The organism is Rheinheimera sp. MM224 (genome assembly GCF_947090785.1).
Lineage (GTDB): Bacteria > Pseudomonadota > Gammaproteobacteria > Enterobacterales > Alteromonadaceae > Pararheinheimera.
Window position 1 is genome coordinate 2979864 of the sequence record NZ_OX352320.1, and the last position, 12828, is coordinate 2992691.

Sequence of the window (12828 nt, forward strand, 5' to 3'; positions counted from 1 at the left end):
AGAGGAGATCAGCATGAGCACTCAACACAGTATGCAGGCGTTACAAATCACTGAACCGAATGGCAGTTTCAAATTAATTGAACAAGCTATACCTCAACCAGGAATAGGTCAGGTTCTGGTGAAAGTGGCCGCAAGTAGCATCAACCCACTGGATTTAAAAATCAGAGCAGGACAAGCAGCTCATGCTAAACAGCCTTTTCCCACCATATTGGGGATCGACATGGCGGGTGAAGTGGTTGCAACAGGTCCCGATATCACTCACTTTGCAGTGGCAGATAAAGTCTATGGCATGACGGGAGGCGTGGCAGGTCAGCAAGGCGCTTTGGCTCAGTATCAGTTGGTGGATGCTGACTTGCTGGCCAAAGCTCCGTCGAACATCAACCTGCGTCAAGCCGCTGCTATGCCGTTGGTGGTGATTACGGCATGGGAAGGTTTGGTAGATAGAGCCAGAGTGGCGGCCGGGCATAAAGTACTGGTGCAAGGTGGCGCGGGTGGTGTAGGTCATGTAGCGGTCCAACTCGCCAAAGCCTTTGGTGCAGAAGTCTATGCCACGGCTTCAGCCAAAGATGCAGACTATATCCGTTCTTTAGGCGCTGTTTTTATTGATTATCAGCACACATCTGTCGGGCAGTATCTGGCAGAACATACCGATAATAAAGGCTTTGATATTGTATTTAATACCACTGGCGGAGTCAGTCTGGATCAGGCTTTTCAGTCGGTAAAAACCTATACGGGCCATGTGGTCAGTTGCCTCGGCTGGGGTACACATAGCATAGCGCCTTTATCATTCAGAGCGGCCAGCTACTCTGGTGTTTTCACCTTAATGCCGCTATTAACGGGTCAAAGTAGAGCACATCACGGCAATATTCTGCGTCAGGCCAGTCAACTGACTGAACAAGGGCTGTTAAACATACGGCTTGACCCACAGGAGTTTGACTTTGAGAGTCTGGATCAGGCTTATGAAAAAGTGGCAACTGCACGCAACAGCGGCAAAGTTGTCGTCACTGTAGCGGCTTGATAAACAACTCAGGGAGTTAACCACCAACTGGTATCTATCGGAGCTGTGCCTGCGGGCACAGCTGGATTATTCAGATAAATCATGGTTCTGCTGTTTAAATTAGCTTTCTTAATAGTGTCAGCATAATAACTCTGGAACAAGGCTTTATAGGAGCCATCCTGCGTGGCTATCTTCAGGCCTTTTTCCACTAAAGCAGCTAATTCAGGCCTGTGTTTACCGACAAAAAAATACACTGGGTGCGGGTAAAACAACATAAGATTGTCTGCTATCACCAGTTGGTCTGAATGCTGTGCCAATTCAGACCAGACCTCGTTTACACCTCTGGAGAAGTAGTCGAACCTTTCGTGCTTTAACATTTCAAATAAGGCGTCATAATTGGTGGTGCTAACCACTTTTAAGCCATTGGCTTTAAACACAGCAAAATCGCTCCAGTGCACGTTATGACCAGCCACATAAGGTTTCAAAGCTTGCAGATTTTTTATCTGTTTAAACTTTTCATTATTTTTTGGCTTAATCAGCAGTAACCGCAATCCGAGCAAGCCTCGGTAAATGGGTTCTTTAATGGGGATCATAGCGCTTTCGCGTGCTGCAGAAGTGGAGATAAACAGCATATCCAGCTCGCCATCCACCACCATTTTCTCTACCCTGCCCTCGGTTAATACCTCATTCGATTTCACCGCGATAATTTGATAAGGCGTGCCATTTTTTGACAGCACCAGTTCCAATAGTTTTAAGGCAAAATCATGGCGGGGCTGCAAATGATAATGCCGGATCCTGATCACTTCTTCAGCCCTGGACTGTGCAGGAAACAACATCAGAGCACACAAGATCAGACAACTCATCATAAATGACATGGTGAAACCAAAAGATGACTAAACCAACACTAAGAATAGATGCAGCTTATTGATTTACAAGGAAGATAGGCTAAGGAATGGGAACTACCAATAAAATTTATCTCTGCTTTGCGCAGCGTTCCCCCTGAATGCGCGACTTTAAATCTTTACCTATTGAACAAAAATCCTTATCCAGACGTAACATAAATACATCACTAACAAAAAATGAAGAGTCTACAAAATGTTTAGTTTTTTTAAACGAGATCCACTAAAAGCCTTACGCCAAAAATACGATGCCAAAGCTGAACAAGCCATGCTAGCCCAGCGAAAAGGTGATATGCGCTTATTTGCCGATTTAACCGCAGAAGCGGAAGAGTTATGGGCACAGCTGGAAAAATTGCAGGCTGAAACAACAAAGCAGGATTAGGGCGCAATTGCCGCAGCCACTCTCGATAAAAGGATCTGCGGCAACTATACAGAGCCTTGAGCCTTGGCACGGCGTAGCTGATGGTTGCCCACAACAGATGACGGATAGAAAGGCTCTTTATTGCTTCGAATATTCAATCAGTTCTTCGACATACAAATAATCACTTTGCGTCTGAGTAAGCTTAATAAAAGTTTTTACCTCAGGCGCATAGAGATGAATATCTTCAACGTCGGCACTGTAGCCTCTGGAGTTGGTGATCTTGCCCTTGTATCTGATGGTGTAGGCCATAAAGGTTCCTGCTGACACAGTTTCTTCTTTAAAAGACAAAACTTCAGCATCCTGAATGGTTGCGCCCTTAGTGCCGTCGTCGCTAGTCCAATGCTCCTCAAAGGTCCACGTCTTGCCTACCTGCAAAGGCCAGCTATAGCGGGGCGTTTTGCTCTCAACAGGCTTAACAATAGCGGCTAATGGAATGGCCTTAGCTGCAGTTTGCATAAAGAGTTCGCCATTCTGGCTGATTATTTTTTTGCTATCTTGCCCATCTGCACGTATTTCACCTGCAGTAGTTACGCCCTTGTATTTCCAAACCCATGTTTCACCTTCTTTATAGTCAGCTAGCTTTGGTTGTGGTGTGGTATCAGCTCCGGCGGCAAGGCTAGAAAGACTGAACAAGAGTAAGGTCAAAGAGATTAAATAGTGACTTCGCATTTCAAAATATCCTTATAAATTGAGGGGATAACTAACACAAATGTAGTCAAGTGCGCTCCTTGCCACAACCAATACTTAAGATTTACATTAAGAATATATCGCCATGAACCCAAGCCTTTTAATCATGTTCGCTAAAAGCTACCTCAACCATCTGCGATAGTTTTTAATTCGATATCTGCGCAAAAACAGCCTGTACACACTCAGGAATTTGCACTAATCAATCGTCACTCAAAAGCTGGAGAGAAGGCGAAAGACTTAAGCTCATTTTCGTTAAAGGCGCAGTTTTTCCAGATTACCTGAAGGTTGAATCAAGCGGTGTCAGCTGTGACGTGCTGATGTCATAGAGAAACCATACGGGTTTTGCTGCTGTACCACTCTGGATCAGCACTTTATTGTTGCCAATGATACGAAAACCAGCAGTGTCTTTCATTATCGAGCGCAGCTGACTGCCATCGTACTCTGACACCAGAATCTCTTGCCGATCTATGTAGTTGAGTATCTGGTCTTGATTAGAATCTGCACGGACCACCGCATACACATTTTTTGATACTGGAGACGTTTCCTGTTCAAACCGTGCTGTCGCAATCTGGCTTATCATGGTTGGTATATCAAATAATTGATGTTTTTCGCCATTTTGCCTGACAAAGAGTAAATTCACCGTATTACTGCTGATGGATAAGCCGTTACCGATAATAAGCCGCTCAGAGCGGACTTGGCTTGATGCTTCCGATATCAACATATCGACCGTCTGTTCAAACACATACACATCTTTAATTTGTCCCAGATAGGCTGTGCTATAGCTAGGTTGTTGTTGAGTGGCGGCAGCATCGTCAGCAGTCACTACTCTAACTTGCGCCATGCCGTAATCTGTTGGAAATAAACGATTGAACACTTCAACGGTAAAAAAACCAATCACAAATAATCCGCCAATAAAAAACAGCACTTGGTTAGATTTTTGAATAAAACTCATAGTACGACCGCCCACATTACCTTCCTTCAGATCAATTCTGTCTTTAGGGTCAAGTCTTGCACTGTGCCCCAATCAATGTTTACGTTTAACTTTCACATTCTGAAGCTTGCTCATCACCATTCTTTAAACCATCTTCAGCAGAAGTGAACCATAGTAGCGCTGCTTTATAATTTTTTGGCAGCAGAAAATTCGCTCTTACTCAGCCAAACTTTTTGCACAAATTACAACATCACTCAAACTCAGGGGGACGGTGCAAGACTTGCCCCCGTTGGCGCGTTCTGGCATTTATTTTTCATTACGGTCAGCTGCATACTCTTCCATTGTATTTTGAGATGATGCTGCCTGCCTGATGGTTGATAGCCAGAGATCATCTGCGCTTCTGATTGGCTCAAATGATCTCCTTAGAGAATCATCATTAAGAAATATGAGATATTGCATGCCAACGCGATAGTAGCCTCGATTTACACAATCTCCGAAATCAGCTCCATTATCAGCTAAAAAAGACCAAAACTCAGCTACATGGTGCTTTCCTGCCCATTCATGAAACGATGATTTGTAGAAATCACCTTTGTAGTCCATATCTGCACCGCGGAGCTTAAGTAAAGATCGTTCTTTACCCCTAAGCGTTTCATCCACTTTAAAAACGAAATCAGCAATGTGGCTATGCTTAATGTTTTTCTCAGTGACGGTAGCTAAATAAATTTCTGATTTGGCAACTAAATAGCTAATGGAGTCTCGCTTAGCAAATTCCCCCCAGTCGGGCTCATCGCTGCTAGGAACCATACTGCACCCTATAGCGAGCTCGCTCACCATAAGCAGAATGACAAAAGTAAAGCTACTTAATTGCATCGATACTCCGATAAAATATTACAATCCATTCTCAAAGGCAGCCTACCCGCAATTCGGACATTATTCTGCCTTCTTTCATGATTTTTACTCATCCCAAACTAACTCTGATGTACCTCTATTTCAACAGGTTTTTCTGAAATCAGTAAATTTGAATCCGACAAAATTTATACAGGTAGTACACTAGTTGTTCTTGAATTTACTCAAGCTGGATACTTGGTAATTTATCCAGTGGTTTGGGCTAATAAAGGGAGCGATGAATAGGTATTTACCAGAACGCCGTATGTCCGCTATTGGCACTAAGCGGTTATCCGATTTGCTTATACTCAGACAAAGCTAAGATTGGAATTGCGTTCTGCAGAGGAGTAAGCCGCCAAAGCGAGGAAAGTCATGGTGCTTAGCATACCCTGTCCAGCATGGATGCTGGACAGGAGCCTATAGGGACATATTTACGGCGAGTCTGCGTGCACTATGGCTTTTCCGCTGCCACCTTCACCAACTACTGAAGAGCGGCAGATTTAAACTAGCAACGAAGCAACTTAAGGCGCAGTAATCACCTTATTCGCCAACACTCTGGCTTTGCCTAAAAAGCCGGACCAACGGATGTTAAAGCGGATTAAGCCCCAGTAGGTTAATGGCACTAGCAATAAACTGGTTAAGGTTGAGAATACCAAACCACCAATGATAGCGATCGCCATAGGCGCATAACTTGGGCCGTCGCCGCCTATAGTGGCATCACCAAAAGCCAGCGGTAACAGACCTAATACAGTGGTGGATACCGTCATCAGAATAGGGCGTAACCGTGCTTCACAGGCTTCGATAATCAATGGCACCAGCTCTGCATCAGGTCGCTCGTTACGCAGCTGATTAATGCGATCTACCAATACAATACCGTTATTCACCACTATGCCCATCAGCACCAACATACCTATCATGCCCATAATGCCCATAGAAGTGCCGGTGAATAAAAAGGCCCAAAACACGCCAACAAAAGAGAACAGCAAGGAGCCAATCACAGCTGTTGGCATAATCAAGGACTCAAACAAAGCGGCCATGACCAGATAAATCATCGCCACAGCCAGTAACATATTGATTTGCATAATGCCCTGGGCTTCATCCTGATACTGGAAGCTGCCTTCAAAAGACCAGGCGTAACCCGCTGGCAACTGCAGCTGATTTAATCTCTTGGTCAGCTCTTCGCGGGCTTTATCCATAGTCAGGTCTTTGCTCATATTCATACCAATGGCAAGCGTAGTCTGGCGATTAAAGCGGCGGATTTCCGACAACAATGGCTCTACTTTCAGTTCAGCCACCTGAGCCAGCGTAATGACTACATTGTCTTTCACCAGCACCGGAATAGCCGCCAGCTCAGCAGGTGAATGACTGACTTTTTCGTCGTACAACACCCTAAGTTGCACTTCGCCCTGCTCGTCTGAGCGGAAGGTGCGCAAGTTGGTGCCACGCAATGCCAGAGTCACAGCTTGCGCCACTTCGCTGGCATCCAGGCCCTGACGTTGTAACTCTTCGTTGTTCAACTGAATTTGCATTTCAAACTGGCCATCGGCAATTTCAGAGCGCACATCCTCCAGGCCTTTAATTTGTGAAATCACCGGCACTATATCAGCGGCTAATTTAGTCAGCATTTCAGTAGAAGGGCCAGATAAATGCACCTGCATGCCACCACCGTTATCACTCCAGCCAAAACTGGGTTGTGAACGCACCAATTGTGGCCAGCCTTTGCGAATGCTTTCTTTAATTTCAGAGACAGGCTTCACCAGTGGATCGTTAAACATAATGATCGAAATCGCATGATTGGGTGTGTAGTAACTGTACACAGACTCAATTTCATACTCTTCTTTATGCTGATACAGATAAGCTTCCATCCGGTTTACTTCCTGCTCTACTTCGGCCAGGTTGTAATTGCCCTGCACGTTGTAGTTCAGAAAAGCTCTGTTGCTGTCGCCGTCATCATCATCACCGCCAGACACCTGGCTGATCGGAATAGCTATGCTGAATAGCAATAAAAAGGCGATGCCGGTAGCCGCTTTAGGCGATGCCATCACCCAGCGTAAACAGCGGCCATAAAATTTGTCCAGCTTGCTTGGCTGTGCATTATCGCTGCTATGGATTTGCTTAATTTTTGTGGTCAACAGCGGAATTAAGGTTAAAGCCATCAGTAACGACACGCCAAGAGCTATGGTGATTGCAATAGCAACGTGCTCTAAAAACACAGTCACGTCCACTTTCTGGCCAATAATATTAGGCAAAAACACTATGGCTGTGGTTGCAGTACCGGCAAGCACGGCCAAACTGACACGATTGACCCCAAGTTCAGTGGCTCTTTTCATATCAGGATCGGCAGCACGTTCGCGGAATATACTTTCAGTCACTACCACAGAGTTATCCACCAGCATACCGACTGCCAGCATTAAACCCATCATACTCAACACATTCAGGCTGTAACCAAGGAAATACATAGCACCTAAGGTGATGGCGATAGAGACAGGCACAGACAACACCACCACTAAAGTGGTTGGAATATGGCGTAAGAATAAATACAGCACACCAAAAGATAATAAAGCACCCATAGCACCAGAACCCAGCAGGTTCGACAACGAATCTGTGACGCCTTTGGCGGTATCATCCATCAGGAATAAATTAATACCATTAAAAGCCGGATCTTTACCCGCAGCATCCACAACAGCTATTGCGGCGCGGGATACATCAACCAGGTTAGCATTGGATTCTTTAAATACGTTCATACCCACAGCATAAGTCTGGTGTAAATGCCTGCCTTCAATACGTTTTGGTAGCTCCAACACTACATCAGCCACTGCGCCCAGGGTTAAACCGGCACGAATAGGCAAAGCGCGGATTTCATCCAGACTGGTAAATTCCCCAACGGGTTTAACCAGAATGCTTTCGTTTGGATTACGCAGCTCGCCCGCTGTCATTGCAAAGTTACTAGCCTGTAGCAACTGCACTAGTTGCACCGGGTCGACCTGTAAGTTACGCATACGTTGTGGGTCAAGGCGAATAGTCACCTGACGTTTATCCACCCCATAAAGCTCTACTTTAGACACGCCAGGCACCCGCTCCAATGGGCGTTTAATCACACGCTCCAGTAAGTCGTACGCCATAGCTAAATCGCGTTCACTGGAAATACGCAGCTGGAAAATAGGCATATCGCTGGTATTAAACTGATACACCATCACCCGCTCCACGTCACGTGGCAACAGGTGACGCATATTATCTAAACGCTCGCGCACTTCAATACTTTTGGTATTGATGTCTTCTTCCCAGTTAAATTCCAACGAAATATCAGCACCATCTTCTTTGGAGAAACTGCGCATCTTTTTAATGCCAGTCACTGTCGCCAGCGCTTCTTCCACTGGTCTGGTGATCAAACGTTCGGTTTCACTGGGTGTGGCATTTGGATATGGCACATGCACATAAATTTCAGGTATGTCGATGCCAGGGAATTTCTCCAGTGGCAACATCCGGCTGGCGATTAAACCAAACACCAGCAAGGACAAAAACAACATACATAAAGTGACAGGCCGGGTTAAAGCAAAACGGGTGATGGCTAAAGGTTTATGATCCATAGTTTTACTCCTTAGCCGGTTGCACGTCACGCGCAGTCAGACGATACAGCACAGGAATAAATACCAAAGTCAGCAGCGTTGACAGGCTTAGGCCCCAAATCACCGTAATTGCCATTGGAGAACGGATTTCTGCACCATCACTGCTGCCCAGCACCATAGGTAATAAGCCCAGCACTGTGGTTAAGGTGGTCATCAATACAGGACGTAAGCGGGTTGCACCTGCTTCGACTATGGCATCAGACACAGCCATGCCCTCATCCCGCAGTTGGTTAATACGGTCGATCAGTACTATGGCGTTGTTCACCACTATACCGGCCAGCATAATCAGACCGATAAAGACGATGACAGAGACACGAGTACCAGTCAGCCACAAGCCAAGTACGGCACCCGCACCAGCCAAAGGTACGGTAAATAAAATCAGCAAAGGTTGCAGCAGGTTTTCAAACTGCGACGCCATCACCAGATACACCAGAAACACCGCTAACAGCAAAGCCATAATCAAGGAATTAAACGAACGTTCCATCTCTTCACTTTGGCCGACAATAGTGGCACCAACCCCATAAGGCAGCGTCAGTTGTGCTAATACAGCTTTGGCTGCAGCAGTGGCTTGCTCTAAGTCACCATAAGAAAGGTTGGCACTAATTAAAGCCACACGCTGCTGACCAATACGGGTAATTTCGCTTGGCCCTACTTCGCGTTTAATGTCAGCCACGGCAGACAACGGCAGTGGTTTTTCACTATTTGGGTTGATGATAATTTGCGACAGTTGTTGCTCTGAGTTGCGGAAGTTTTCTGCCAAACGCACGCGGATATCGACTTTGCGATCGTTAATCGAATACTGACCTGCAATCTCGCCGCCAATATAATTCGACACCCGTTTGGACACATCAGCCGCAGTTAAACCCAGCTGAGATAAACGGTCGTGGTGGAAATGCAAGGTGATTTCCGGCTGACCAGAACGTAACGAGCTTTTAATATCAGTAAATCTGTCATTGGCTGCCAGGGCTTTAGCCAGTTGATCCGAGGTTGCTTTTAAGCTGCTTAAATCATGACCGGATAATTCTATTTCCAGTGGAGTGCTGAAACTAAACAGCTCTGGCCTGTCTATTTTAGCTGTCAGATCCGGCATAGTGCTTACCGCATCACGGAACAATTGAATTAAACGCTCTTCATCTGCAGTAGTAGCACTGTCTTTTAAAATAATATTTAAGCGGCCCCAATGACTGCCACCGATATTTGGGTCCACAGTCATTTGCTGGCCTGTACCAGCTTGTGCATAACTGCGATCAATTTCAGGTTGCAGTGAAGCGACGTCCGCCAGTTGTTTTAATACCTTGTCAGTACGTTCTATCGCACTGCCTACAGGAAGTTGAACTTCCACATAGAATTCGCCCTGGCTCATGCTTGGGATCACGTCAAAACCTAAACGTGGGATCAAGGTATAAATCAACGCCGTGGACACTACGGTAAAAATTAATACTAAAGCTTTTGCCTTCAGGGCTGTTTTTAATACAGATCTATAACCTGATTCCAATCCACGCAGAAATGCCTGCACTACGTTCAACAGCGGGTTAAAGATAAAACTCAGAGCTTTAGACAGAGCCCGAAACAGGATAGTCAGCAGAGTAAATAACCCTAAAAATACAAAACGCACGCCCAGATACAGCAGATGAAAAGGCACCAGCGGCCATAAATACCAGCGCTCTGGTTTTATGCGTGTAGCCTGAGTTGGCGCAGAATCTGAAGTAGCACCTGAAGCAACATTACTGCCGCCTTCACGGGCCGCCATGGCAGGAATAAGAGTTAAAGCCACCAGCAGTGATGCCAATAAAGCGTAAGTGACGGTCAAAGCCTGATCTTTAAACAACTGACCTGCCACACCTTCAACAAACACCAACGGGAAGAATACGGCCACTGTGGTCAAGGTTGAAGCGGTAATAGCCATAGCTACTTCACTGGCGCCTTTTTTCGCCGCTTCCATAGGTGCCATGCCCTGTTCTTTATAGCGGGCGATATTCTCTAATACCACTATGGCGTTATCCACCAGCATACCTATGGCCAGGGCTATACCGCCTAAGCTCATAATATTTAAGCTGATATCCTGCGCATACATCAGGTTGAAGGTCGCAATCACTGACAGCGGAATAGAAATCGAGATCACCAGCGTGGTCCAGACATTACGCAGGAATAAATACAGCACAATCATCGCCAGAATACCGCCTTCAAATGCGGCTGATTTCACTTCGTCTATGGCTTGTTTGATAAAGGTGGATTGATCGTACACTAAGGTCAACTGATAACCGGCTGGCAGATTCTTTTGTAAGTCCTCCAGTTTTGCAGTGACAGTTTTAGCCACTTGTACTGTATTGGCATCGCCCTCTTTGTAGATGGCAATTTCAATGGCTTCTTTGCCATGCACATAGGTAATGCTTTGACGGTCGACAAAAGAGTCACGTATTTCAGCGATGTCAGACAAACGGATCTGGCTTTCACCCACTTTGGCAATGTACAAATTGCGGATTTCGTCCAGATTGGCAAATTGGTTAATAGTGCGGACTAAATAATCATGACTGCCGGTTTCTAAACGACCACCAGCCTGGTTAATGTTTTGCTCTTTTAAACGCTGATTGACGGTGCTGATATCCAGCTTCAACTGACTGAGTTTTTCATTGTCGATCAGAATTTGAATTTCCTGAGTTAAACCACCATCTGGCCGCACTGCAGCTACACCAGCTAAGGATTCTAAACGGCGACGTAAATCTTCTTCAGCAAAAGTACGTAAGCTCACCAGTTGCGCTGGCGTTAAATCTTTTTTCTCATCACGGCTTAAGGCCAGACGAACCACAGGATCTAAATTTGGATTAAACCGCAGTAACAATGGTTTTTTCACATCTAAAGGCAGGTACAGCACATCCACTTTTTCCCGCACTTCAAGACCGGCCAGATCCATATCTGAGCCCCATTCAAACTCCATAATCACGTCGGAGCGGCCAGCGCGGGATACCGAGTGCACTTTACGAATGCCTTTGACAATACCCACAGCTTCTTCAATCGGTTTGCTGACCAATTGCTCGACTTCGGCCGGAGCTGCGCCTGCATATTCAGTACGGATAGTTAAAGTTGGGTAAGACAAATCAGGAAGTAAATTGACGGCCAGTCGGCCCATAGCGACCAGACCAAATAACATAATGCCTAAAGTGAACATCCACATGGTGACCGGACGTGCAACGGCTGTATCCACTAGTTTCATAGAAGATCCCTTATTTATTTTTTATTTATTATTCACAGCAGGGCTTTCGCCCTGCCATGGAGGGAGATTGAATTAACTCTTTGCAATAACCTGAACCGGGCTTTGCTCTTTTAAGCTGGCCTGGCCTGCAGTAACCACTTGCTCGCCTTCAGTTAAACCTTCCACTACTTCAAACATAGTGTCGGATTCATAGCCTGTAGTGATGGTTTTACGTTCTACTTTGCCATCTTTGTTCACAACAAAGACTGAACTGCTGTTATCCATCGCCATCACAGCACGTTTTGGTACTAACAGGGCCGCCGCTTTGGCGTCGTATTGCACTTCGACCTGAGCAAACATACCGGCTTTTAATGTTAGGTCACTGTTATCTACAGCAACTGTGACACGGGCTGTACCAGTGGTCGCGTCAACCACCGGAGAGATACGGATAATTTTCGCTTCTTTTGCTGGCAGAGCAGCAAAATGTAAGTGCGCGACCTGACCTACTTTAGCCCGTGGTAACTGATGCTCTGGCAAATTGATCACGGCTTCTAAACGCTCTTGTGACACAATTTCAAACAAAGCTTTGGATGAATACTCAGTGATCAACTGGCCTACTTTGACATGACGACGGGCAATCACGCCGCTGATAGGCGCGATGATCTTCGTTTCTTTTAATGCCAGCTCAGACAAAGCGACAGAAGCGGATAAAGACTCCACCTGCCATTTTAGTTTGTCGTATAAGTCAAAGCTCACCAGTTTTTTCTGATACATAGCTTCTAACCGGGCCAGCTCACTTTTTAACTGACCTAATTCAGCTTTGCCTTTGGCTAAGTTGAGTTGCTGACGTTCGGTGTCCAGGATAGCCATAACCTGGCCCGCTTTGACTACATCACCTTCTTCAACAAACAGTTGTTGCACTATACCTGTTGATTTGCTGTTTACTTCAGCATCTTCTTTAGCTTCCAGTGTGCTGGTGGTGCGATACAAACTACTGATTTCACCACGACTGACTAAAGCGGCTTCGACAGGGATGCTGATCACAGCCTCCACTTTCGCAGCGTCCGGACTTCCTTCAGCGCTGCCGCAACCTGTTAATACCAAAGAGCTGGCCAATAAAGCAGTAGTGACAGCAGTAGCGAGCAATGAGCGGGTTTTCATAATTTATCCTTAAACATTCAAAGTCGAATCA

The 12828-nt window shown here is 45.8% G+C and carries 9 protein-coding genes; 2 read left to right on the forward strand and 7 right to left on the reverse strand.

Annotated features, from left to right (window positions below):
* The first annotated feature begins 13 nt into the window (after positions 1 to 13).
* The gene (locus OM978_RS13985; RefSeq protein ID WP_264342811.1) at positions 14 to 1018 is read left to right on the forward strand and encodes a zinc-dependent alcohol dehydrogenase family protein; all 1005 of its coding nucleotides are present in this window, start codon (positions 14 to 16) and stop codon (positions 1016 to 1018) included.
* A gap of 8 nt (positions 1019 to 1026) precedes the next feature.
* Here the strand turns inward: OM978_RS13985 and OM978_RS13990 are convergent, their stop codons facing one another.
* Positions 1027 to 1872, reverse strand: a complete 846-nt coding sequence (locus tag OM978_RS13990; protein WP_264342813.1) for a transporter substrate-binding domain-containing protein — start codon at positions 1870 to 1872, stop codon at positions 1027 to 1029.
* 220 nt (positions 1873 to 2092) lie between these two features.
* On the opposite strand from OM978_RS13990, the gene OM978_RS13995 reads away from it, so the two are divergent.
* Complete coding sequence (locus OM978_RS13995; RefSeq protein WP_264342815.1) at positions 2093 to 2278, forward strand: DUF6435 family protein; 186 nt, start codon at positions 2093 to 2095, stop codon at positions 2276 to 2278.
* A gap of 117 nt (positions 2279 to 2395) precedes the next feature.
* On the opposite strand, the gene OM978_RS14000 is transcribed toward OM978_RS13995, so the two are convergent.
* The 6 genes from OM978_RS14000 to OM978_RS14025 all read right to left on the reverse strand — a co-directional run bounded on the left by OM978_RS14000 (position 2396) and on the right by OM978_RS14025 (position 12797).
* The gene (locus tag OM978_RS14000) at positions 2396 to 2986 is read right to left on the reverse strand and encodes a hypothetical protein (RefSeq protein ID WP_264342817.1); all 591 of its coding nucleotides are present in this window, start codon (positions 2984 to 2986) and stop codon (positions 2396 to 2398) included.
* A gap of 292 nt (positions 2987 to 3278) precedes the next feature.
* Positions 3279 to 3956 carry a hypothetical protein gene (locus OM978_RS14005; protein ID WP_264342818.1) on the reverse strand — a complete coding sequence of 226 codons (678 nt, stop codon included), beginning with the start codon at positions 3954 to 3956 and terminating at the stop codon, positions 3279 to 3281.
* 285 nt (positions 3957 to 4241) lie between these two features.
* Positions 4242 to 4805 carry a hypothetical protein gene (locus OM978_RS14010; protein ID WP_264342819.1) on the reverse strand — a complete coding sequence of 188 codons (564 nt, stop codon included), beginning with the start codon at positions 4803 to 4805 and terminating at the stop codon, positions 4242 to 4244.
* Between the two features lie 536 nt (positions 4806 to 5341).
* Complete coding sequence (locus OM978_RS14015) at positions 5342 to 8407, reverse strand: efflux RND transporter permease subunit (protein ID WP_264342821.1); 3066 nt, start codon at positions 8405 to 8407, stop codon at positions 5342 to 5344.
* A 4-nt stretch (positions 8408 to 8411) separates the two neighbouring features.
* Positions 8412 to 11657, reverse strand: a complete 3246-nt coding sequence (locus OM978_RS14020; protein WP_264342823.1) for an efflux RND transporter permease subunit — start codon at positions 11655 to 11657, stop codon at positions 8412 to 8414.
* 72 nt (positions 11658 to 11729) lie between these two features.
* Positions 11730 to 12797 (reverse strand): efflux RND transporter periplasmic adaptor subunit, encoded by a 1068-nt coding sequence (locus OM978_RS14025; RefSeq protein WP_264342825.1) that lies wholly within the window; start codon positions 12795 to 12797, stop codon positions 11730 to 11732.
* Between the last annotated feature and the right edge of the window lie 31 nt (positions 12798 to 12828).

What these genes read in the sequence shown, in the direction of transcription:
- OM978_RS14000 (WP_264342817.1), bottom strand. Translation starts at nt 2,986, where the DNA reads ATGCGAAGTCACTATTTAATCTCTTTGACCTTACTCTTGTTCAGTCTT.
- OM978_RS14015 (WP_264342821.1), bottom strand. Translation starts at nt 8,407, where the DNA reads ATGGATCATAAACCTTTAGCCATCACCCGTTTTGCTTTAACCCGGCCT.
- OM978_RS13985 (WP_264342811.1), top strand. Translation starts at nt 14, where the DNA reads ATGAGCACTCAACACAGTATGCAGGCGTTACAAATCACTGAACCGAAT.
- OM978_RS14010 (WP_264342819.1), bottom strand. Translation starts at nt 4,805, where the DNA reads ATGCAATTAAGTAGCTTTACTTTTGTCATTCTGCTTATGGTGAGCGAG.
- OM978_RS13990 (WP_264342813.1), bottom strand. Translation starts at nt 1,872, where the DNA reads ATGTCATTTATGATGAGTTGTCTGATCTTGTGTGCTCTGATGTTGTTT.
- OM978_RS13995 (WP_264342815.1), top strand. Translation starts at nt 2,093, where the DNA reads ATGTTTAGTTTTTTTAAACGAGATCCACTAAAAGCCTTACGCCAAAAA.
- OM978_RS14025 (WP_264342825.1), bottom strand. Translation starts at nt 12,797, where the DNA reads ATGAAAACCCGCTCATTGCTCGCTACTGCTGTCACTACTGCTTTATTG.
- OM978_RS14005 (WP_264342818.1), bottom strand. Translation starts at nt 3,956, where the DNA reads ATGAGTTTTATTCAAAAATCTAACCAAGTGCTGTTTTTTATTGGCGGA.
- OM978_RS14020 (WP_264342823.1), bottom strand. Translation starts at nt 11,657, where the DNA reads ATGAAACTAGTGGATACAGCCGTTGCACGTCCGGTCACCATGTGGATG.